19 protein-coding genes, 1 tRNA gene, 1 other RNA gene and 2 pseudogenes are annotated in these 22,198 nt (G+C 42.3%); 19 read left to right on the top strand and 4 right to left on the bottom strand.

Annotation, left to right across the window (positions count from 1 at the left end):
• Positions 1-51 precede the first annotated feature (51 nt).
• Positions 52-807, bottom strand: a complete 756-nt coding sequence (locus NQ488_09300) for an ABC transporter permease (GenBank protein ID UWN97139.1) — start codon at positions 805-807, stop codon at positions 52-54.
• A 55-nt stretch (positions 808-862) separates the two neighbouring features.
• Positions 863-1,612, bottom strand: a complete 750-nt coding sequence (locus tag NQ488_09295) for an ABC transporter ATP-binding protein (GenBank protein UWN94773.1) — start codon at positions 1,610-1,612, stop codon at positions 863-865.
• 109 nt (positions 1,613-1,721) lie between these two features.
• On the opposite strand from NQ488_09295, the gene NQ488_09290 reads away from it, so the two are divergent.
• From NQ488_09290 to rnpB, 5 genes are all read left to right on the top strand, one after another.
• A tRNA-Thr gene (locus NQ488_09290) sits at positions 1,722-1,794 on the top strand.
• Positions 1,795-2,133: 339 nt separating this feature from the next.
• Complete coding sequence (gene pheS / locus NQ488_09285) at positions 2,134-3,153, top strand: phenylalanine--tRNA ligase subunit alpha (GenBank protein UWN97138.1); 1,020 nt, start codon at positions 2,134-2,136, stop codon at positions 3,151-3,153.
• 85 nt (positions 3,154-3,238) lie between these two features.
• A complete protein-coding gene (pheT, locus tag NQ488_09280; protein UWN94772.1) occupies positions 3,239-5,656 on the top strand; it encodes a phenylalanine--tRNA ligase subunit beta in 2,418 nt (805 codons plus the stop codon).
• Positions 5,657-5,723: 67 nt separating this feature from the next.
• The gene (gene queA, locus NQ488_09275; protein UWN97137.1) at positions 5,724-6,755 is read left to right on the top strand and encodes a tRNA preQ1(34) S-adenosylmethionine ribosyltransferase-isomerase QueA; all 1,032 of its coding nucleotides are present in this window, start codon (positions 5,724-5,726) and stop codon (positions 6,753-6,755) included.
• 36 nt (positions 6,756-6,791) lie between these two features.
• An RNA gene (rnpB, locus tag NQ488_09270) (RNase P RNA component class A) lies at positions 6,792-7,159 on the top strand.
• Between the two features lie 127 nt (positions 7,160-7,286).
• Here rnpB and NQ488_09265 read toward each other — a convergent pair.
• Together NQ488_09265 and pyrB are read right to left on the bottom strand one after the other, a co-directional pair.
• Positions 7,287-7,715 carry an aspartate carbamoyltransferase regulatory subunit gene (locus tag NQ488_09265; GenBank protein UWN94771.1) on the bottom strand — a complete coding sequence of 143 codons (429 nt, stop codon included), beginning with the start codon at positions 7,713-7,715 and terminating at the stop codon, positions 7,287-7,289.
• A gap of 77 nt (positions 7,716-7,792) precedes the next feature.
• Positions 7,793-8,719, bottom strand: coding sequence for an aspartate carbamoyltransferase (pyrB, locus tag NQ488_09260; protein UWN94770.1), 927 nt, complete (start codon positions 8,717-8,719; stop codon positions 7,793-7,795).
• A 328-nt stretch (positions 8,720-9,047) separates the two neighbouring features.
• Between pyrB and NQ488_09255 the strand changes: the two genes are divergently transcribed.
• From NQ488_09255 to rsmH, 14 genes and pseudogenes are all read left to right on the top strand, one after another.
• Positions 9,048-9,782 (top strand): Fic family protein, encoded by a 735-nt coding sequence (locus NQ488_09255; GenBank protein ID UWN94769.1) that lies wholly within the window; start codon positions 9,048-9,050, stop codon positions 9,780-9,782.
• A 49-nt stretch (positions 9,783-9,831) separates the two neighbouring features.
• A pseudogene (locus NQ488_09250) lies at positions 9,832-9,972 on the top strand (hypothetical protein).
• Positions 9,973-10,035: 63 nt separating this feature from the next.
• A pseudogene (locus NQ488_09245) lies at positions 10,036-10,242 on the top strand (hypothetical protein).
• A 160-nt stretch (positions 10,243-10,402) separates the two neighbouring features.
• Positions 10,403-11,500, top strand: coding sequence for a redox-regulated ATPase YchF (gene ychF, locus NQ488_09240; GenBank protein UWN94768.1), 1,098 nt, complete (start codon positions 10,403-10,405; stop codon positions 11,498-11,500).
• Complete coding sequence (locus tag NQ488_09235) at positions 11,493-12,695, top strand: MFS transporter (GenBank protein UWN94767.1); 1,203 nt, start codon at positions 11,493-11,495, stop codon at positions 12,693-12,695. The genes ychF and NQ488_09235 overlap by 8 nt, the downstream gene beginning before the upstream one ends.
• Positions 12,692-13,591 (top strand): aldose 1-epimerase family protein, encoded by a 900-nt coding sequence (locus NQ488_09230; GenBank protein ID UWN94766.1) that lies wholly within the window; start codon positions 12,692-12,694, stop codon positions 13,589-13,591. Before NQ488_09235 ends, NQ488_09230 begins: the two co-directional genes overlap by 4 nt.
• Positions 13,592-13,848: 257 nt before the next feature.
• Positions 13,849-14,772 carry a 1-phosphofructokinase gene (gene pfkB / locus NQ488_09225; protein ID UWN94765.1) on the top strand — a complete coding sequence of 308 codons (924 nt, stop codon included), beginning with the start codon at positions 13,849-13,851 and terminating at the stop codon, positions 14,770-14,772.
• Between the two features lie 45 nt (positions 14,773-14,817).
• On the top strand, positions 14,818-16,764 hold the full coding sequence (locus NQ488_09220) for a fructose-specific PTS transporter subunit EIIC (protein ID UWN94764.1): 1,947 nt from the start codon (positions 14,818-14,820) through the stop codon (positions 16,762-16,764).
• Positions 16,765-16,788: 24 nt separating this feature from the next.
• Positions 16,789-17,046 (top strand): HPr family phosphocarrier protein, encoded by a 258-nt coding sequence (locus NQ488_09215; GenBank protein ID UWN94763.1) that lies wholly within the window; start codon positions 16,789-16,791, stop codon positions 17,044-17,046.
• 35 nt (positions 17,047-17,081) lie between these two features.
• Positions 17,082-18,713 carry a phosphoenolpyruvate--protein phosphotransferase gene (ptsP, locus tag NQ488_09210; GenBank protein UWN94762.1) on the top strand — a complete coding sequence of 544 codons (1,632 nt, stop codon included), beginning with the start codon at positions 17,082-17,084 and terminating at the stop codon, positions 18,711-18,713.
• Positions 18,714-18,728: 15 nt separating this feature from the next.
• Positions 18,729-19,475: a DeoR/GlpR family DNA-binding transcription regulator gene (locus NQ488_09205; GenBank protein UWN94761.1), complete on the top strand. Its 747-nt coding sequence runs from the start codon at positions 18,729-18,731 to the stop codon at positions 19,473-19,475.
• Positions 19,476-19,544: 69 nt separating this feature from the next.
• Positions 19,545-20,531: a prolipoprotein diacylglyceryl transferase gene (lgt, locus tag NQ488_09200; GenBank protein UWN94760.1), complete on the top strand. Its 987-nt coding sequence runs from the start codon at positions 19,545-19,547 to the stop codon at positions 20,529-20,531.
• Between the two features lie 218 nt (positions 20,532-20,749).
• Positions 20,750-21,190: a division/cell wall cluster transcriptional repressor MraZ gene (gene mraZ / locus NQ488_09195; GenBank protein UWN94759.1), complete on the top strand. Its 441-nt coding sequence runs from the start codon at positions 20,750-20,752 to the stop codon at positions 21,188-21,190.
• Between the two features lie 45 nt (positions 21,191-21,235).
• Positions 21,236-22,174, top strand: coding sequence for a 16S rRNA (cytosine(1402)-N(4))-methyltransferase RsmH (rsmH, locus tag NQ488_09190; GenBank protein ID UWN94758.1), 939 nt, complete (start codon positions 21,236-21,238; stop codon positions 22,172-22,174).
• Positions 22,175-22,198: the final 24 nt, after the last annotated feature.

Below are 22,198 nucleotides of genomic sequence, written 5' to 3'. Positions count from 1 at the left end.
CAAATCCGGGGGGGGGTTTTGCTCCGGCATCATATATAATAAAGTATATGTTCAGGATGCCATATACTTATTTACGCATTTTTCAAGCCTGTTAAGAATAAGATATAGTACGCCTGCAATTATGCAGAGTATTACAATGGACATAAGCACCCAGTTCATCTTGAACGTCTGGCTGCCATATATTATGAGAAAACCAAGCCCCCTGCGTGCTGCAAGAAATTCCCCGATTATTACGCCGACAAGGCACAGACCGATATTAACCTTGGCATTACTGATTATTATAGGGAGAGAACTTGGCAGGATAAGGCGGAAAAGCACATCGAGCCTGTTGCCGCCAAGCATCTTGATAAGCTTTATCTTTTCAGAATCTATCTGCGAAAAGCTTGTGTAAAGGTTAATTATTGTACCGAATACAGCGATTGAAACGGCAGTCACTATAATTGTCTTTGGGTTGTTGCCAAGCCATACAATGAGAACAGGAGCAAGTGCAGACTTTGGCAGGCTGTTCAGTATTACAAGGTATGGTTCGAGTATTCCTGATACAGTATCCGATGCCCACAGAAGAATGGCAAGAAGAATTCCGGCTGTGAGAACAAGGATAAAGCTTAGAAGCGTTTCTGCAAGTGTAATTCCTGTATGAATAAAAATGTCCCCGGAACGGCACATTGAAATAAGGGTGGCAGCAATGCGTGAGGGCGAACTGAATATAAATGCATCAATGCTGCCGGTGCGTGCGCCGGTTTCCCACATTATAATAAACAGAACGAATAAGGCAATGCGTGAAAATACAATCATGTAATGATGCATCAGGCAGTGGCGTATATAAGATTGCTGTGAGGGAGAAATGTCCCTGTGATTATTTTTATTCATTGCCTGTCAGCTCCTTCCATATAATGTTGAAATAATCCTTGAATGCAGGTGCATTGCGGGATGTCATAGGCGTTCTGTTATCTATTCCGAGGTCAATGGTAATGATATCGCGGATTGTACATGGACGTTTTGTCAGAACAACAACGCGGTCTCCCATTGATATTGCTTCGGAGAGGTCGTGCGTAACAAGAATGGCTGTTTTACCTTCATTTTTAAGAATTGTTCCTATATCGTCACATACTTCAAGGCGTGTCTGGTAATCAAGTGCGGAAAAAGGCTCGTCAAGAAGCAGAAGGTCGGGTTCGAGGGCCAGTGTGCGTATCAGTGCTGCACGCTGGCGCATTCCGCCGGACAACTGTGAAGGACGGACATCCTTAAAGCTGTCAAGACCATATGCCTTCAAAAGAGTGTCAACGTATTCAAGCTTTTTAGGGGTAGCACAGTGCTGTATATCAAGTCCGAGGCGTGCGTTACCGTATACTGTACGCCATTCAAAAAGGTTGTCTTTCTGGAACATGTAACCGATGTTGCTATTGCTGCCAAGTGTGATTGCTCCCGAATCGGGATGTATAAGACCCGCAATAAGCGAGAGAAGGGTGGATTTGCCACATCCTGACGGACCGACTATCGCAATAAATTCCCCTTTTTCAATAGTGATGCTTACGTCTGTGACAGCAGGGGTCTCACCATTTAATGTGTGGTATGAATACGATATATGGTCAATATTTAATGCATATTCCATACACAGCCCTCCGCAATAATAAGTTATTTTCATATAAATATATTATGCAAAATAATAAAAAAAGGTTTACATTTTTAAACAGAGTATGTATAATAATCTATGTTTTGATGCTTTCGTGGCTCAGTTGGTAGAGCGATTGATTCGTAATCAATAGGTCGTGGGTTCGAGTCCCATCGGAAGCTTTAACAAAAGCTGTGAAGGTGCAGACCGTACAAGGCGGTCACAGATGGCAATCATACTGTCAGAGAGAGAGGATCACTGGCTGAGAGTCCTTTTGAGTTAAAGAATGGCATTGAATTTCACACTGGAGCTGCGTTGCTGAAGAGTGGCTGTGACCGCGAAGTAGGCTGCGACGTGTAGACGCGTTAAGTCGGAAGAGAGTCCGGATATTCCGGGAATATGGGTGGTACCGCGGTTAATTCGTCCCTTGTTTTGGGGGCGTTTTTTATTTGTCAAAATATATATTAAACGTCCACGCAGAACATTTATCAGTACATAATGAAAGGAATGGGATTTCAATGATGAAGGAACGTTTGAAGAAAATCATGGAAAATGCGAGAACTCAGATTGATGAGACTGACTCGCTCGAAAGACTTAATGAGATTAAAGTAGGTCTTCTTGGTAAGAAAGGTGAACTTACTGAAGTGCTTAAGGGCATGAAGGATGTGGCTCCTGAAGAAAGACCACAGGTAGGTCAGATAGTTAACGAGACAAGACAGGCAATCGAGGAGATGCTTGAGAATGCAAGAACAGACCTCGCAAAGAAGAAAAGAGAACTTCAGATGAAGGCAGAGGTTATTGATGTAACACTTCCGGCCAGAAAAAACAATGTAGGTCATCGTCATCCTAATACAATAGCACTTGAAGAAGTAGAGAAGATATTTGTTGGAATGGGATATGAAGTGGTTGAAGGACCGGAGGTCGAGTATGACTACTATAACTTTGAGGCATTGAATATTCCTGCTAACCATCCAGCTAAGGATGAGCAGGATACATTTTATATTAATGACAAGATTCTTCTCCGTACACAGACATCACCTGTTCAGGTACGCCAGATGGAGAGAGGCCATCTTCCTATCAGAATGATTGCACCGGGAAGAGTATTCCGTGCAGATGAAGTGGATGCAACACATTCACCTTCATTCCATCAGATTGAGGGTATGGTAATAGATAAAAATATTACATTTGCAGATCTTAAGGGTACATTGCAGGAATTTGCCAGAGAGCTGTTCGGTGAGGATACAAAGGTTAAGTTCAGACCTCATCACTTCCCGTTCACAGAGCCAAGTGCTGAGATGGATGTAACATGCTTCAAGTGCGGAGGCAAGGGATGCCGTTTCTGTAAGGGCGAAGGCTGGATTGAGATTCTCGGGTGCGGGATGGTTCATCCTAAGGTTCTTAAGATGAGCGGAATAGACCCTGAAGAGTATTCAGGATTTGCATTTGGTGTAGGACTTGAGCGAATCGCACTTCTCAAATATGAGATTGACGACATGAGACTTCTCTATGAGAATGATGCAAGATTCCTTAAGCAGTTCTAAGTAAAAGCTGACACTAATTATTGGTCAGGATATTCTGAAAAGAGTAATTTGGAAACATATATGCATAGAATGGAGAATTAAAATCATGAATACATCTTTAAATTGGATTAAAGCATATGTACCGGGACTTGAGTGTACGGATCAGGAATATATGGACGCCATGACATTAAGCGGTACAAAGGTAGAAGGATATAAAGCACTTGATGCAGACCTTGATAAGATAGTTGTAGGACAGATTATATCAGTAGAAAAGCATCCTGATGCAGATAAGCTTGTTATATGCCAGGTTAACATAGGCAAAGAGACAATACAGATAGTTACAGGTGCGCCCAATGTAGTTACCGGAATGAAGGTACCTGTAGTGCTCGATGGCGGACGTGTTGCCGGAGGACATGACGGTTCTAAGACGGAAGGCGGAATTAAGATTAAGAAGGGCAAACTCCGTGGTGTTGAATCTAACGGTATGATGTGCTCTATAGAGGAGCTTGGTTCATCAAGAGACTTTTATCCGGATGCACCTGAGAATGGCCTTTATGTAATGCCTGAGGATGCAGTTGTCGGTTCTGACGCAATAGAGGCACTTGGACTGCGCGATACTGTATTTGAATATGAGATTACTAACAACAGAGTAGACTGTTACAGCATTCTTGGCGTAGCAAGAGAGGCGGCGGCAACATTCAATAAGGATTTTGTTATGCCTCCTGTCAAGAAAGTCGGCAACAGCGAGGATGTTAATGACTATGTGAAGGTTGATGTTCAGGCAACAGATCTCTGCCCAAGATACACAGCAAGACTTGTAAGGAATATCAAGCTTGCGCCATCACCTGAATGGATGCAGAGAAGACTTGCTGCAAGTGGAATCAGACCTATCAATAATATCGTAGATATTACTAATTACGTAATGGAAGAGTACGGACAGCCTATGCATGCATATGATTATGATACGCTTGCAGGCGGTAAGATAATAGTACGCCGTGCAGAAGAGGGCGAAGAGTTTGTAACACTTGACGGACAGACAAGAAAGCTTGATCCTTCAATACTTATGATATGTGATGCTGAGAAGTCAGTAGGTGTTGCAGGTATCATGGGCGGCGAGAATTCTAAGATAACAGATGATGTTAAGACAATGCTTTTTGAAGCAGCATGCTTTGACGGAACTAATATCCGTCTTTCAGCCAAGAAGATTGGTATGAGAACAGAAGCATCAGGCAAGTTCGAGAAAGGACTTGATCCTAATCTTGCATCAGAAGCTATTGACAGGGCATGCCAGCTTATTGAAGAACTCGGAGCAGGCGAAGTTGTCGGCGGAATGATCGATGTATATCCTCAGAAGAATGTGGAGAAGAGAATCAAGTTCGAGCCTGACAAGATTAACAAGCTGCTCGGAATAGATATTTCAGCAGAAGAGATGCTTGGATATCTTAAGAAGATTGAACTCGTATATAACGAAGAGACTAACGAACTTATAATACCTACATTCAGACAGGATCTTGAGTGTGGTGCCGATATAGCGGAGGAAGTTGCAAGATTCTACGGATATGCCAACATTCCTACAACACTTCCATCAGGTGAGGCTACAACAGGTAAGCTTTCATTTAAGATGAGAATTGAGGGCGTTGCAAGAGATATTGCAGAGTTCTGTGGTTTCTCACAGGGTATGACGTATTCATTTGAAAGCCCTAAGGTATTTGATAAGCTTCTTCTTCCGGAGGATTCACCGCTTCGCAAGGCAATAGTTATATCTAATCCTCTTGGTGAAGATTTCAGCATTATGAGAACAACTTCACTTAACGGAATGCTTACATCACTGTCCACTAACTATAACAGAAGAAATAAGAATGTTAAGCTCTATGAGCTGGGCAATATTTATCTTCCAAAGTCACTTCCTCTTACAGAGCTTCCTGATGAGAGAATGCAGTTTACACTCGGCTTCTATGGAGACGGTGATTTCTTCAGTATGAAGGGAGTTGTTGAGGAATTCCTTGAAAAGGTAGGAATGAGAAATAAGCCTGAATATAATCCTGACGCAGGCAAAACATTCCTTCATCCGGGAAGACAGGCTGACATAGTCTATGACGGAGAAGTAATCGGATATCTCGGAGAGGTTCATCCTGATGTACTTGACATTTATTCAATAGGGGAGAAGGCTTATATTGCAGTAATTGATATGCCGCACATAGTAGAGAAGGCAACATTTGACAGAAAGTACGAAGGAATTGCAAAGTTCCCTGCAGTTACAAGAGATATTTCAATGGTTATGGATAAGTCAGTGCTTGTTGGAACTGTTGAGGATATCATAGAGAAGAGAGGCGGAAAGCTTGTTGAGAGCTATAAGCTCTTTGATATCTATGAAGGCTCACAGATTAAGTCAGGATTCAAATCGGTTGCTTATTCTATAAGTTTCAGGGCAAAGGACAGAACACTTGAGGACAAGGATATCAATCCTATTATGGAAAATATACTTAAGGACCTCGGAGCACTTGGAATAGAGCTCAGAAGCTGATAATTCAGCTTCCGGGTGTTCTGACAATATATATAGTGAGTTGTTCAGAAATGAGGAAGGTTTTATGATGGAATTACATGATTTTTACTATGATCTGCCACAGGAGCTTATTGCGCAGGATCCGTTATCTGACCGTTCAGCGTCAAGACTGATGCTGCTTGATAAGAATACAGGTGAGATTGAGCATAAGATATTTAAGGATATAATTGATTATCTTAATCCGGGAGACTGCCTTGTTATCAATGATACCAAGGTAATTCCGGCAAGGCTTATAGGAGAGAGAGTCGGAACAGGTGCAACCATAGAGGTTCTTCTGTTAAAGCGCAAGGAAGACATGAAGGATGTCTGGGAAGTGCTTGTAAAGCCCGGTAAGAAGGCTAAGATAGGGACAAAGATAAGCTTTGGTGACGGCAGGCTTGTGGCTGAGGTTATAGATATTGTTGAAGAAGGCAACAGACTGATTCAGTTTACTTATGAAGGTATTTTTGAAGAGATTCTTGACGAACTTGGACAGATGCCGCTGCCTCCTTACATAACACACAAACTTCAGGATAAGAACAGATACCAGACTGTATATGCAAAGCATGAAGGCTCAGCGGCAGCGCCTACTGCAGGACTTCACTTTACGAAGGAGCTGCTGGAAAGGATTCAGGAAAAAGGTGTTGATATAGCACGCGTAACACTTCATGTCGGACTTGGAACATTCAGACCTGTCAAGGTTGAGAATATTCAGGAGCACCACATGCACTCTGAATATTATGTAGTAACGCAGGAAGCTGCGGATAAGATTAATAATGCAAAGGCTGATGGCGGGCGTGTTATATGCGTAGGAACAACAAGCTGCAGAACTATTGAGTCAGCGTCAGATGATGACGGCAGGGTTAAGGCATGCAGCGGATGGACGGAGATATTCATCTATCCGGGATATAAGTTCAAGGTGCTTGATGCGCTTATAACTAATTTCCATCTGCCGGAGTCGACGCTTTTGATGCTTGTATCCGCATTAGCGGGAAGAGAGCATATCCTTGCAGCGTATAAGACGGCGGTTGAGGAAAAGTACAGATTCTTTTCTTTCGGTGACGCTATGTTCATACATTGACATAATCGGTGTCATTTGATAGAATTCATAGTTGGTTGAGTAGGGTGGATAATCGCGGCTGCTTATGCAGGTGAGGAAAGTCCGGGCTTCACAGGGCAGGATGCCGGATAACGTCCGGTGGAGGTGACTCCAAGGCCAGTGCAACAGAGATATACCGCCGGAGCTGGCAGCTTGCTGCAAGTTCCGGTAAGGGTGGAAAGGCAGTGTAAGAGACTACCGTTCTCATGGTAACATGAGAAGCCATGTAAACCCCATCCGAAGCAAGACCAGACAAAGGCGATACGGCTGCCCGTCGTGCCTTTGGGTAGGTCGCTTGAGCCTGCTGGTAACAGCAGGACTAGATAGATGATTATCACGTGCGGTAACGCATTTGACATAACCCGGCTTACAGCCCTGCTCAATCTATCCAATGTATAATCAAAATAATGCCCGTACGGGACATCACATGAAGAATTCATGATGTATGTAACCTGTACGGGCATTTTTATTGTTGTATTGTGATTTCTGCAGGCAATTACCGGTTCAAATGCATTACTGCTTTATATACTTTTCCTCGCAGTATAGGCATCTGTACACCTGATTATCCTCATCGGTAAGTGTGAATACGTGATCCAGTTCCTGCTCAATGGATGTAATACAGCGTGGGTTCTTACATCTGATAACATTAGTAATACGTTTTGGGAGCGAAAGACGCTTTTTCTCTACGATTTCTCCGTCCTTGATAATGTTAACAGTGATGTTGTGGTCGATAAAACCGAGGACATCGAGATCTACAAGGTCAAGTCCGCCTTCAATCTTAATAATGTCCTTCTTGCCCATCTTATTGCTGCGTGCATTCTTGATTATGGCAACCTGGCAGTCAAGCTTTCCGAGACCGAGATTGTCATATATCTGCATGCTCTTTCCTGCTTCTATATGGTCGAGAACAAAACCTTCATTTAACTGTCCTACATTTAACATAGTAATAATCTCCGTTCTGCCGGTACAGGTGTGTGTGATACATGTAATAAAATATGTGCTGACCGGCTGATTTTAATTTATAAATTAGAAGTATCAATTCCAAGAAGCGTTAGTATAAGTGCCATACGCACATATACGCCGTTCTGAACCTGCTTGAAATATGCAGCTCTTGGGTCATCATCTACTTCTACTGATATCTCGTTAACTCTTGGAAGTGGGTGGAGAACGTACATATCAGGCTTGGCAAGCTGCATTTTCTCAGCATCAAGTATGTAGAAATTCTTCATTCGCAGATATTCGTCTTCGTTGAAGAAACGCTCGCGCTGGACTCTTGTCATATAGAGTATGTCAAGCTCAGGCATAACGTCCTCAAGCTTTTCAACTTCTTTATATTCAACATGATTAGCCTCAAGAACGTCATCACGGATATAGTCAGGTACGCGGAGTTCTTTTGGTGATATGAGGACAAACTTTACATTATCATATCTTATAAGTGAGTTGATGAGTGAATGTACAGTACGTCCAAACTTAAGGTCACCGCAAAGCCCGATTGTGAGATTGCCGAGACTTCCGCGGAGTGAGCGGATTGTCATAAGGTCTGTGAGAGTCTGCGTCGGATGCTGGTGGCCTCCGTCGCCTGCGTTAATTACAGGAATACGGGATTTGCCGGCGGCTACCATTGGTGCACCTTCCTTTGGATGACGCATTGCACAGATATCTGCGTAGCATGATATAACGCGGATTGTATCAGATACACTTTCGCCTTTTGAAGCTGAGCTTGAATTGGCAGAAGAAAAACCAAGAACAGACCCGCCGAGATTAATCATAGCTGCTTCAAAGCTTAACCGGGTCCTTGTACTTGGTTCATAAAAAAGAGTTGCTAATTTTTTACCTGTACAGCAGTGACTGTACCTGGCGGGGTCAGCGGCGATGCTGTCTGCAAGATTCAACAGCCTGTCCGTTTCTTCCACTGATAAATCGAGAGGATTTAACAAATGTTTCATACGTACCTCCATAAAATTTTACATTTTAAACTATTCTACTCTAAAATTGTTAAATACTCAAGAGGAATATTTGGAGAGGAGGGGAAATAAGTGGAGGTGTGGAATTGTTTAACTTCGTCATTTTACTGCAAATGACGAAGTTGAACTTGATTTTGATGAAGTGGGAATTTATAATTTAACTAAATCGAAGGCATCTATACTTCTGATGAACGATTGAAAAAGATTGTTTTAGATAGCCCGAGTTGTCGTGAAAAAGGCTTTGGGTCCGGCTCAATTATTATTTGATTCGCTTATGCAGGAATATTTTGGGTAGAAGGGGAGAATAGGTATGAACGACTATAAAAAATGGCTGACAGAACGTTTCCGTATAGAAAGGCAGCGTTTTGATAGATCCGGTGTATATGCATACACACAGAGAGCAATGGCATACAACTCCAATAAAATTGAAGGGAGCACATTGACACCGGAACAGACGGCATCTTTATTTGATAACGGTACACTGCCTCAAAATGACAATTACTACAGGGCAAAGGATGTTGAGGAAATGAATGGTCATTTCTTGATGTTCAACTGTATGATAGATACTTTGGATGAACCATTGACAGAAAATCTCATCAAACGTTTTCATCATGAACTTAAGTCAGGAGTATTTGAAGATCGGGCAAATGGATATGCAATCGGTGCTTACAAAGAAAGACCGAACATGATTGGAATGTATAAGACAGTGCTTCCTAATCAGGTTTCAGAAGAAATGGGGAAGCTGTTGGATTGGTATGAACAACAGGAAAAGAACTTAGACGTGTTAGCAGAGTTTCATGCGAGGTATGAGACAATTCATCCATTTCAGGATGGAAACGGCAGAACCGGAAGGATGATTCTCTTTAGAGAATGCCTTATAAATCCGGATTTAAAACCATTTATCATTTTGGATGTAAATGGAGAAAAGTACATTGACGGATTAAAAGAATATCGTGAAAATCAAAAGACAGAAAAGCTGGTTTCTTTAATGAATCAGGAAATAGAGGATTATTATACGCAATGTAAATATTTTATGAATGATTAGGAGTGCATGTTTGACAATCGGTCAAGAACTCCATAGGCATTTTTAATAAGTGGGATTTGCTGATTATGTTCTTTATGATGATAGTCATAGACCGCTTGCTGTAATAGAAGCTAAGAGGACATGCACCGATGTTGCAAAGGGCAGACAACAGGCAAAACTCTATGCTGACTTACTAGAGGCACAATACAATAGAAGACCGGTGGTTTTTCTTACCAATGGTTTTGAAACAAGAATTATAGATAATCAGTATCATGACACAAATCTGGACAGCAGACAGATTTACTTTGTGAATCAGATAGTAGAGTATATTGTACACAACGGGATGATGAAGGATTTGTCTGTATTTCAGGAATCGCCATTTACTGACAAGGGAAGCGTAGCGGAGATATTTACGGACATGACAGTCTGGATGGGAATCAGAAAGGTGATTGACCAGATTAATACCAATGCTGCAGCGTAAAGATATCAAAAAGTATTGAATTTATTGAAAAAAAATTCTAACTATGATAGCATAATAGATTGTGTGAAGTGTTTAAAAAAGCTATGAATAGCAGGTTAACAGAAGCTAAAGAACACAAAGACAGTAAAACTGTGATTTATCCAAGGAGGAATATAGAAATATGAAACTAGGTATCGTAGGACTTCCGAATGTCGGAAAGAGTACACTGTTTAATTCACTTACAAAGGCAGGGGCTGAGTCAGCCAATTATCCGTTCTGTACAATTGACCCTAATGTAGGAGTTGTTGCAGTTCCGGATGACAGACTTAACAAGCTGGCAGCTCTTTATAATTCAGCCAAGATAACGCCGGCAGTTATAGAGTTCGTAGATATTGCAGGACTTGTTAAGGGAGCATCAAAGGGAGAGGGACTCGGCAACCAGTTCCTTGCCAATATCCGCGAGGTTGATGCGATCGTTCATGTCGTAAGATGTTTTGAGGACAGTAATATCGTTCATGTTGACGGCTCTATAGATCCAATCAGAGATATAGAGACTATTAACCTTGAGCTTATATTCTCAGATATAGAGATTCTTGAAAGAAGACTTGCCAAGCAGTCAAAGGCTGCATTCAATAATAAGGATATTGCCAAGGAATGTGATCTTATAAAGCGCGTCAAGGCACATCTTGAGGAAGGCAAGCTTGCAAAAAGCTTTGAGACAGACGATGAGGATGAGCAGGCAATGCTTAAGTCATATAATCTGCTCACAGCCAAGCCTGTAATTTTTGCGGCTAATGTTAAAGAGGATGACCTTGCTGATGACGGAGCCGGTAATAAGTTTGTTCAGTCAGTAAGGGATTATGCTGCCAAGGAGAACTGCGAGGTATTCGTTATCTGTGCGCAGATTGAGCAGGAGATATCAGAGCTTGATGATGATGAGAAGAAGATGTTCCTTGAAGACCTCGGACTTTCAGAGTCAGGTCTTGACAAGCTTATAGCTGCAAGCTACAGACTTCTCGGACTTATAAGTTATCTTACGGCAGGTGAGACTGAGACAAGGGCATGGACTATTGTTAACGGTACAAAGGCCCCTCAGGCAGCAGGTAAGATACACAGTGATTTTGAAAGAGGCTTCATACGCGCTGAGGTAGTTAATTATCAGGATCTGCTTGACTGCAAGACATATGCGGGAGCTAAGGAAAAGGGTCTTGTAAGACTTGAGGGCAAGGACTATGTCGTTAAGGACGGAGACGTAATTCTGTTCAGATTCAATGTTTAATATAAGAATACCGGATAGATTCAGATTATTATTTCCATGCTACTTCGCATTTTTTGTGAGTGGTGCAATGGTTCTGCTTGTCGGAACCACACTTCCTTACATTATAGAAGAAGCAGGTATTAATTACAGTGTTGCGGGAGGATTGCTGTCGGCATTTGCGATAGGCAATCTTCTCGCAAGTTTCGTTAATCCGGTAATATCAAGGCTGATGGGGAGAAAGAAGACAATAGTCATGCTGTCGTCGCTTGTACCTCTTTCATGGATTATAATCACACTGCTTCCTCCGGTTGCGGTGATGTATCCGGCGTTTGTACTGCTTGGCATAGGAAGAGGCTCCGTGAGCATAATTAATAATGCAGTTGTAAATGATAATTCTGATGGTAAGCCTGCGGCACTTAATCTGCTGCATATGACATTTGCGGCAGGTGCGCTTCTCTCACCGTTGCTGACATCTTTGTATATGGAAGCGGGGCTTGGATGGAGAACAGCGGCTTATACAATAATAGCGGCTTCTTTACTTGCAACGGCAGGCTATGCGTGGATTAAGATGACACCGGGTGGTTATGCCGGAGAGGAAGGAACATCGGCAGCAGATACAGAAACAGGTACAGGAATGGATGCAGGGAATACCGTTTATTACAAAAATCCTGTATTTTATATAATGGGATTTCTGCTGTTTTTGTATATTGGACTTGAAAACTGCGTTAACGGATGGTTTGTCACATATTTTAAAAGTATGGGAATTATGAGCAGTACATATGCAACAAATCTCGTATCTGTCACATGGATTATGGTAATGCTTGGAAGACTTACAACGGCTAAGCTTTCAGCGGTTATTGATAAAAACAGGCTTATATTTGCATATTGCATAGCAACTGCTGTGTTCTTCCTTCTGCTTATAGCTACGCATAATCTGTATGTGATAACATTTGCGATAGCGGGGCTTGGATTTTTCTTTGCGGGAATATATCCTACAGGAGTTTCATGTGCAGGAAGTGTGTTAAAGGGGTCTGACACTGCAATGTCAATGCTTCTGGCGATTGCTGCACTCGGTGGCATTATTACGCCTCAGATAGTGGGCATAATAGCAGATGGGGCAGGAATGGCTGCCGCAATAACTGTTCTTCTTATAAATGCTGCAGGAATGCTTATACTTTCGGGAGTTGGAATGAAAAATGGAGGTACATTAGGATGAGGTACACGATTCAGAATGAATATCTTAAGGTAACTGTAGACAGCAAGGGATGTGAGATTGTATCTGCAATAACTGCTGCGGATAACAGAGAGCATATCTGGCAGGCAGACCCGGCGGCATGGAAGCGCCATGCACCGGTATTGTTCCCGTTAGTCGGTAAGTACAGGGACAACAGTGTTACATATAATGGCAGGCAATATCGTATGACGCAGCATGGCTTTGCCAGAGATATGGAGTTTGAACCGGTTAAGATAGAAGATGATAAGCTGACTATGTGCCTTAAGGCGGATGCATCTACACTTGAAGCGTATCCCTTCTTTTTTAAGCTTGAATGTACATACAGACTTGACGGCAGCAGCATAGCTGCATCATGGAGAGTGTCAGATACGCAGGATGAAGCAATGTATTTCAGTATAGGAGCACATCCGGCGTTTGTGCTTGACGGGCATGAGAGCCTTACGGGATGCAGAATAGGCTTTGCTATGGACAGATATGGAGTGGAAGCTGTGAATCCGGATATGAAGGCTGAAGGTATATCTTACAGGCTTCTGAATGCTGAAGGACTTCTTGAGGATAAGGAATATAAGCTTGATACAGAAGATGGTGTGATGGTTACAGAAGGATTCTTTGACAGAGATGCATATATTATTGAGAATAACCAGTGCCATGAGGTTTATCTTGAATGTGACGGTGAAAGATTTGTTACTGTAAAGTTTGACGCACCCGTATTCGGTCTGTGGTCACCCGTCGGCAAAAATGTGCCGTTTATATGTATCGAACCATGGTACGGAAGAGCTGACAGGGCTGATTATTCAGGAACTCTTGAGGAACGTAAATGGGGAAACAGGATTGCGCCGGGAGAAGTATTTGAACGGGGTTATACAATAGTATTCTGATTGTAATAACAGTCTGATTATAAGAATATTCTGAATAAAATGTATTTTGTTGGAAATAATTAAAGTGGAGAGATAATCTCCACTTTTTTTGTGCAAAATATACAAAATAAAAATGAAAGTTTGTGAGCGTTGATAATTGATTTTGATTGAATTTGAATTATAATTAGATTAAAGATAACGGAACAGCTAAAGTACAGCCGCTAAAGTACAGCATATGGAAAAAGCTGGAAAGATAGGAACAGAATGGAGGTGGGATAATGATTTATACAGTTACATTTAACCCTTCGCTGGATTACATTGTTTCTGTGAATGATTTTAAACTGGGACTTACGAATCGGACATCATCTGAGCTTATCCTTCCGGGAGGCAAGGGAATCAATGTATCAACAGTTCTCATGAATCTTGGAATTAAGAGCAGGGCGCTCGGATTTGTTGCCGGATTTACCGGAAGAGAAATTGTGTCTGAACTTGAGAAGCTTGGTGTGCAGTCGGAATTTATCACTATTGACAGTGGCGTATCAAGAATTAATGTGAAACTGAAGTCGGTAGACGGAACGGAGATCAACGGGCGCGGACCGGATATAGACGGTAAGAGTCTTGATAAGCTTATGGATAAGCTGGACAGACTGGAAAACGGTGATGTACTTTTCTTGTCAGGCAGTATACCTGAGTGTATCCCGGATGATATCTACAGCAGAATAATGGCGATGCTTAAAGGCAGAGGAATAACGGTTGTTGTAGATGCAACGAGAGAGCTGCTGATGAATGTGCTTGAGTACAGACCATTCCTTATTAAGCCCAATAATCATGAGCTTGGTGAGATATTCGGAGTCGAATTGTCTTCAAGGGCAGAGGTTGTACCATACGCCAGAGCACTTCAAAAGAAGGGAGCTGTAAATGTACTTGTGTCGATGGCAGGTGAGGGTGCAGTGCTTGTCGCTGGGGACGGACAGGTATATGAAAGTGAGGCACCGAAAGGAAAGCTTGTTAACGGTGTTGGTGCAGGTGATTCGATGGTTGCAGGATTTATGGCAGGATGGCTTGAAAAGAATGACTACAGACATGCATTTTATATGGGACTTGCAGCAGGAAGTGCAAGTGCATTCTCGGAATATCTTGCAACTAAGGAAGAAATTGGGAAGGTTTACAACGAGGCAGTGAACAGGCTGCAGAAAGCATGAGATAATGTGTAATGTGTCATAATGACGCAGGATTGGAGGGTATATATGAAAATTATCGATCTTCTTGATAAAAACAGCATAAAGCTTGATGCTTCACCGTCAGGAAAGGAAGAAGCACTTAATATGGCGATTGACCTTATGGACAGGAGCGGAAAGCTTAATGACAAAGAAGCTTATCGCAGACAGGTGTTTGCAAGGGAGAAAGAAAGTACAACAGGAATTGGTGAGGGGATAGCAATTCCACATGGCAAATGTGCCGCAGTTGACAGACCGGGACTTGCAGCAATGGTTATACCGGGCGGGGTTGATTTTGAATCGCTTGATGATGAGCCGGTAACGCTTATGTTCCTTATTGCAGCGCCTGACACAAAGGATAATGTACACCTTGATGTGCTGAGTAAGCTGTCAGTGCTTCTTATGGATGAAGAATTCACAGCATCACTGAGAGGTGCAGAATCGGTTGAGGAATTTATAAAGCTTGTAGATAAAGCTGATGAAGAAAAGAACGGAATTGACGAGAGACTCACTGAGGGTAATACTCTTAATGCGGCATCGGATGTACGGATACCAAAGATTCTTGCGGTAACATCATGTCCTACCGGAATTGCACATACATATATGGCAGCTGAGGGACTTGAAAAAGCAGCAAAGGCAAAGGGCTGTGCAATTAAGATAGAGACAAGAGGTTCAGGTGGTGCCAAGAACGTACTTACAGAACAGGAAATCAACGATGCAGACTGCATAATAGTTGCGGCAGATGCAGATGTTCCAATGGCAAGATTTGATGGAAAGAAAGTTATAATATGTCAGGTATCTGACGGAATAAGTAAAGCAGATGAGCTTATTGAGCGTGCGTGTGCGGGAGATGCATCTGTGTACTGTGCAGATACAAAAGATACAATGACAGCAGCTGGTAAGAGTACAAAGACCGGAGAAAAGAGCGGAGGAGTTGCACATCAGATATACACACAGCTTATGAATGGTGTATCACATATGCTCCCATTTGTTGTAGGTGGCGGTATCCTGATTGCAATAGCATTTCTCATAGATGGAATGAATGTTAATATTGAGGCACTTCCGGCAGACCAGAGAGCTAATTTTGGTACAATCACTGCGGCTGCGGCATTCTTCAAGGGTATTGGCGGGACAGCGTTCGGATTCATGCTTCCTGTGCTCGCAGGTTATATTGCCATGGCTATAGGTGACAGACCGGCACTTGCTGTAGGCTTCGTTGGAGGAATGATGGCAGCTAATGGAAAGTCCGGATTCCTTGGAGCACTTGCTGCCGGATTCGCTGCAGGATATATAATTCTTGGGCTTAAGAAGGTATGTAGAAAACTTCCGGATGCAATAGAAAAGATTACACCGGTATTGATATATCCGGTAGCCGGTATCCTGGCAATCGGAATACTGATGACATTTGTGGTAGAACCGGTCATGGGTGGAATTAACACCGGGCTTAACAGTGCACTAACAAGCATGGGCAGCTCAAGCAGGATAATACTTGGTTTCATACTTGCGGGAATGATGGCTGTTGATATGGGCGGTCCGTTCAATAAAGCAGCATATGTATTCGGAACGGCATCAATAGTTGCAGGCAACTATGATATAATGGCAGCAGTTATGATTGGAGGTATGACACCTCCGTGTGCAATAGCGCTTGCGACATTGCTGTTTAAAAACAAATTCACAAAACAGGAAAGAGAAGCAGGACCGACCAACTTTATTATGGGACTTGCATTTATCACAGAAGGCGCAATACCTTATGCGGCATCTGACCCACTGCATGTAATACCGGCATGTGTTATTGGTTCGGGAATTGCCGGTGCAATGTCAATGGCTTTTGGATGTACACTTATGGCACCTCACGGAGGAATCTTTGTGGCACCTGTAATGGGACATCCTGTGATGTATATAATTGCAATTATTGTAGGAACGGCAGTATCTACAGTGCTGCTTGGAACTCTTAAGAAAAATGTAGTAAATGATTAACAGTTAAGGAAATGGAGGACATTTATGAAAGAATTTAATTACACAATAACAGACCCGCAGGGAATACATGCAAGACCGGCAGGAGAACTCGTTAAGGCAGCCAAAGTATTTACAAGCAGTATAAAGATGATTAAGGATGGCAAAGAAGGAGACTGCAAGAAGATATTTACAATTATGGGACTTGCCGTAAAGAATGGCAATGAAGTAACTGTCAGATGTGAGGGCGAAGACGAGGATGCGGCATGTGCTGCAATTGAAAGTTTTATGAAAGAAAACATGTAAACAGACTCACAGTACAGCTTCAAGGGGGTGTATCTATGAAGATATTTTGCGGAAAAAGCGTTTTTGGCGGGGTGGCAGCTGGTACGATAAGACTGTACAAGAAGGACGAGCAGAAGATAAAACGTGAAAGAATAGAAGATGCCGAAGCAGAAGTGGCAAGGTACAATATGGCGAGGAATGAAGCCATTGAACAGCTCGGAGCACTGTATGAGAAGGCTCTTAAGGAAGTTGGTGAATCCAATGCGGCAATATTTGAGATTCATCAGATGATGCTGCAAGATGATGATTATAATGAATCAGTTGAGAATATAATCAGAACGCAGAATGTTAATTCTGAGTATGCAGTGGCAGTTACGGAAGATAATTTTGCACAGATGTTTGCGTCAATGGATGATGAGTACATGAAGGCAAGGGCAGCTGATGTAAAGGATATATCCGAGAGAGTACTCACAATACTTTCAGGCGGCGGCAATGATAATATGTCAGCAAAGCAGGCATGCATTATAGTTGCTGACGACCTTGCACCGTCAGAGACGGTACAGATGGATAAGGATAAAGTACTTGCGTTTGTCACTGTACATGGCTCTATGAATTCACACACTGCCATACTTGCAAGAACAATGGGAATACCGGCACTTGTGGGGACAGATATGCCGCTTGACAGTGAATTAGATGGAAAAATGGCTGTAGTTGACGGCAATGATGGCAGAATATATATTGAGCCGGATGATGTAACACTCAAAGAGCTGATGGAACGCAAAAAGGCTGATGATGAGTACAGAAAGTTATTGCAGCAGCTTAAAGGCAGGGATAATGTTACTCTGGACGGAAAACATATCAGGCTGTATGCCAATATCGGCAATATAAAGGATCTGGCAACGGTTATCCAGAATGATGCGGCCGGAATAGGACTGTTCAGAAGTGAATTTATATATCTTGAGCGCAGTGATTTTCCTACAGAAGAGGAACAGTTCAACATTTACAAAACCGTAGCGCAGACCATGGCAGGAAGAGAAGTTATTATAAGAACGCTGGATATAGGTGCTGACAAACAGTGTGATTACTTTAATATGGATAAGGAAGATAATCCTGCAATGGGGTGTCGTGCGATAAGAATATGTCTTACAAGACCGGAGATATTCAGGACACAGCTGCGCGCATTGTTCAGGGCAGCAAGCTATGGCAATATAGCGGTAATGTACCCGATGATAACAAGTGTCCGGGAAGTTAAGCGCATAAAAGAGATAACATTACAGGTTGAGGATGAGCTGAAGGCACAGGGAATCCAATATGCCGTACCAAAACAGGGTATTATGATAGAAACTCCTGCAGCGGCAATTATAAGTGATGAACTTGCACCGCTTGTTGATTTCTTCAGTATCGGCACTAATGATCTTACTCAGTATACACTTGCAGTCGACAGGCAGAATACAAAGCTTGATGAATTCTGTGATGTGCATCATCCTGCAATTATGCGTATGATACAGATGGTTGTTGATAATGCACATAAGGCAGGAATCTGGGCCGGGATATGTGGAGAACTTGGCGCGGATACAACGCTTACAAGACAGTTCCTTGCAATGGGTGTGGATGAATTGTCTGTATCTCCGGCAAGAATACTTCCAATCAGAAAGATTATTGTTGAGACAGATTTGAGCAATATATAACAGAATGGAGCGGAAATGTTTATTGAACAGCGGTATGAGATGATTCTGCAGATGCTGGAGAAGAACAGCAGCATAACTGTAGCAGACATAACGAAGGAGCTTGGAGTGTCAGAGACGACTGCCAGAAGGGATATTACGGCGCTTGCCAACGCAGGCAGACTTGTTAAAGTGTTTGGTGGAGCAATAGCGGCAGGTGAAGATTATATATTCCATGAACCGACAGTGGAACAGAAGACTAATGTTAACAGGGATAAAAAAACAGCCATTGCCAGATATGCGGCTAAGCTTATAACACCGGGCGATTTCGTTTATATAGATGCGGGAACGACAACAGGATGCATGCTTGATTATATAACACAAAAAGATGCAACCTATGTGACTAATGCTGTAACACATGCCAGACGGCTTGCTGCTGATGGATTCCATGTATTACTTGTAGGCGGCGAACTCAAAGGAACAACCGAAGCGGTTGTCGGAAGCGATGCCATAAATACCATACAGACATACCACTTTTCAAAAGGCTTCTTTGGAACTAACGGTATAACACACAAAGCGGGAATTACAACGCCTGATGTCAATGAGGCTGCGGTTAAGAAAACTGCGGCAAAACAGAGCGTTGAAAGATATGTCCTTGCGGATTCCTGTAAATTCGGAGTCGTAAGTCCGGTTACATTCGCAGGAATAGAGTCAGTAAATATTATAACGGATGCCATACCCAAAGAATACAGCGCGGATAAAAATATTATTTGCTGTATGGAATAATTGTTGTATAATAAAAAGTACTATTTGCAAACTGCATGCAAGAATTAGGACTGGAAGGAGTACTTTGTGATGAATACAACAATAAGATTTCCGTATCTTGGTCTTGAATTCCATCCCGGACAGACATTTAATCTGTTTGGAATAAGTGTTGCCTATTATGGAATATGTATAGGGCTTGCCATGTTCACCGGTGCATTTATTGTATATTATATAGCACACAGGACGAAGCAGAATGTAGAAGATTATCTTGATTTTACTATTCTGGCAATTATATTTTCAATAATAGGTGCCAGACTGTACTATTGTATATTTAACTGGGAGCTTTATGCAGATAATCCGGTTAAGATTATTACAGGAATCAGGGAAGGCGGCCTGGCAATATACGGAGGAATCATAGCAGCAGTAATAACTCTGATTGTGTTCTGCAGAATCAGAAGATGCAGCTTCTGGATTATGGCAGATACCGCATGTGCGGGACTTTGTCTGGGACAGGCTGTTGGAAGATGGGGAAACTTTTTTAACCGTGAGGCATTCGGCGGATATACGGATTCAATATTCGCAATGCAGATTCCTACGGCACAGGCACACGGAGTTACAAGAGAACTCCTTCTTAACGCACGTATATATAATGGTGAATCGTACATACAGGTACATCCGACATTCCTTTACGAGAGCATCTGGAATATTGCATTATTTGCAATAATTTTGTTTGTAATAAAGCATAAGAAGTTCAGAGGCCAGGCATTTGCAACGTATCTGTTCGGATATGGGCTGGGACGCACATGGATTGAACTTCTTCGTACAGACAGTCTCCTTATTCCGGGAACAACTATTCCGGTGTCTGTCATAGTATCGGTAGCGGCAATGGCATTTGCGGCAGTATATGTATGCTACAGACTGTTCTGGGATAGGAATGGATTGCTGCCGGAAGATCCAAAAGTGCCTGCAGATGGCAGCAGGCCGTCACGGAGGATATTGAGGCATAAGAAAGATGTGACTGCCGGATTCAGTGTCATAGAAGAGGTTGTGGAGGAAGAATCGGACAACAAAAAATAGATATATAGTACCAAAAGGAGAAAGGCTAGTGTTTTGCTGGCTTTTCTCCTTTTTTTAATTATAAAAAAATACTTGATTTTAGTGTAAAATTCGTTTATTATGGACATAAAGTGGTGGAAAGTGGAGCTAAAGTTTAATAATGTGGTGGAAAGTGGTGGATAACTTTGCTGCATAATTGAATTAATTCCTGAATTTATTCAGCCAGAGGTGATGTTGTTATGTTCATGGGCGAATACAATCATACAATTGATGCCAAAGGACGACTTATTGTCCCGGCTAAGTTCCGTGAAGCTCTTGGCGACGAATTCGTTGTTACGAGGGGCTTTGATAAGGAATGCCTTATTGCATATGACAACACTGAGTGGCAGAAGTTTGAGGAAAAGATTAACGAGCTCCCCAACACTAATGCAGACGCAAGATTATTACGCAGATATTTCCTGGGCGGAGCTGCTTCCTGTGAGGTGGACAAGCAGGGCAGAATTCTTCTTCCAGCATCACTCAGGGAACTTGCAGGACTTACCAAGGATGTTGTATTTGTCGGAATGGCAAGCCATATAGAGATATGGGACAGAGCAACATATGATGATAAGATGAATCTTGATGATATTGATATAAGCAGGATTGCTGATAATCTTGAGAGCATGGGACTGTCGCTGTAGCACGTATAGGTAGTATGATGACAGCCGGAATTAAGAAGGGTGGACATGGAATTTAAGCACAAATCTGTTTTGCTAGATGAAACAATTGAAAGTCTTAATATTAAGCCGAACGGCATCTATGTTGACGGAACTCTTGGCGGTGGCGGACATTCATATGAGATAGCAAAGCGTCTTACGGATGGCGGAAGACTTATTGGAATTGATCAGGATGAAGATGCGATACGCGCAGCAAAAGAAAGACTGAGTGAGTTCGCGGACAGGGTCACAATCGTCCGTGATAACTACTGTAATATGCCTAAGGTTCTTGATGAACTGGGAGTGAGCAAAGTTGACGGAATACTTCTTGATATAGGAGTTTCATCTTACCAGCTTGATGAGGCAGAGCGCGGATTTACATATAAGCAGGATGCTCCTCTTGATATGAGAATGGATCAGAGACAGGAGATGACTGCGAAGGATATTGTTAACGGATATTCAGAAGAGGATCTTTATCGTATTATCAGAGATTACGGTGAAGACAAATTTGCAAAGAATATAGCAAAACATATAGTACAGGCAAGACAGATAAAGCCTGTTGAGACAACATTTGAGCTTGATGAGATTATCAAGGCAGCAATACCGATGAAGTTCAGGGCAACCGGAGGACATCCGGCCAAGAAGACATTTCAGGCAATAAGAATTGAACTTAACAGAGAACTTGAAGTGCTGGATGAGTCTATTGATGCCATGACGGATCTGCTTAACGACAACGGAAGGCTGTGTATTATAACTTTCCATTCGCTTGAGGACAGGATAGTCAAGACAAGATTCAGAAAAAATGAAAATCCATGTACATGCCCTCCTGATTTTCCGGTGTGTGTATGCGGTAAGAAACCTAAGGGGAAGGTTATCACAAGAAAACCGATAGTTCCTGACGAAGAGGAGCTTGAAGAGAATAAGAGAGCTAAAAGTTCAAAGCTGAGAGTATTTGAACGTAAATATTAATAAATAATTTGACCGGACAGGATT

The organism is [Bacteroides] pectinophilus (assembly GCA_025146925.1).
Taxonomy (GTDB): domain Bacteria; phylum Bacillota; class Clostridia; order Lachnospirales; family Lachnospiraceae; genus Bacteroides_F; species Bacteroides_F pectinophilus.
The sequence above is the reverse complement of the archived record's forward strand: the minus strand, read 5'-3'. Positions and strand labels throughout refer to the sequence as shown.

Excerpts from the sequence above, each read along its gene's own strand:
- NQ488_09300 (UWN97139.1), bottom strand. The coding sequence starts at position 807 with ATGCATCATTACATGATTGTATTTTCACGCATTGCCTTATTCGTTCTG.
- NQ488_09295 (UWN94773.1), bottom strand. The coding sequence starts at position 1,612 with ATGGAATATGCATTAAATATTGACCATATATCGTATTCATACCACACA.
- pheS (UWN97138.1), top strand. The coding sequence starts at position 2,134 with ATGAAGGAACGTTTGAAGAAAATCATGGAAAATGCGAGAACTCAGATT.
- pheT (UWN94772.1), top strand. The coding sequence starts at position 3,239 with ATGAATACATCTTTAAATTGGATTAAAGCATATGTACCGGGACTTGAG.
- queA (UWN97137.1), top strand. The coding sequence starts at position 5,724 with ATGGAATTACATGATTTTTACTATGATCTGCCACAGGAGCTTATTGCG.
- NQ488_09265 (UWN94771.1), bottom strand. The coding sequence starts at position 7,715 with ATGTTAAATGTAGGACAGTTAAATGAAGGTTTTGTTCTCGACCATATA.
- pyrB (UWN94770.1), bottom strand. The coding sequence starts at position 8,719 with ATGAAACATTTGTTAAATCCTCTCGATTTATCAGTGGAAGAAACGGAC.
- NQ488_09255 (UWN94769.1), top strand. The coding sequence starts at position 9,048 with ATGAACGACTATAAAAAATGGCTGACAGAACGTTTCCGTATAGAAAGG.
- ychF (UWN94768.1), top strand. The coding sequence starts at position 10,403 with ATGAAACTAGGTATCGTAGGACTTCCGAATGTCGGAAAGAGTACACTG.
- NQ488_09235 (UWN94767.1), top strand. The coding sequence starts at position 11,493 with ATGTTTAATATAAGAATACCGGATAGATTCAGATTATTATTTCCATGC.
- NQ488_09230 (UWN94766.1), top strand. The coding sequence starts at position 12,692 with ATGAGGTACACGATTCAGAATGAATATCTTAAGGTAACTGTAGACAGC.
- pfkB (UWN94765.1), top strand. The coding sequence starts at position 13,849 with ATGATTTATACAGTTACATTTAACCCTTCGCTGGATTACATTGTTTCT.
- NQ488_09220 (UWN94764.1), top strand. The coding sequence starts at position 14,818 with ATGAAAATTATCGATCTTCTTGATAAAAACAGCATAAAGCTTGATGCT.
- NQ488_09215 (UWN94763.1), top strand. The coding sequence starts at position 16,789 with ATGAAAGAATTTAATTACACAATAACAGACCCGCAGGGAATACATGCA.
- ptsP (UWN94762.1), top strand. The coding sequence starts at position 17,082 with ATGAAGATATTTTGCGGAAAAAGCGTTTTTGGCGGGGTGGCAGCTGGT.
- NQ488_09205 (UWN94761.1), top strand. The coding sequence starts at position 18,729 with ATGTTTATTGAACAGCGGTATGAGATGATTCTGCAGATGCTGGAGAAG.
- lgt (UWN94760.1), top strand. The coding sequence starts at position 19,545 with ATGAATACAACAATAAGATTTCCGTATCTTGGTCTTGAATTCCATCCC.
- mraZ (UWN94759.1), top strand. The coding sequence starts at position 20,750 with ATGTTCATGGGCGAATACAATCATACAATTGATGCCAAAGGACGACTT.
- rsmH (UWN94758.1), top strand. The coding sequence starts at position 21,236 with ATGGAATTTAAGCACAAATCTGTTTTGCTAGATGAAACAATTGAAAGT.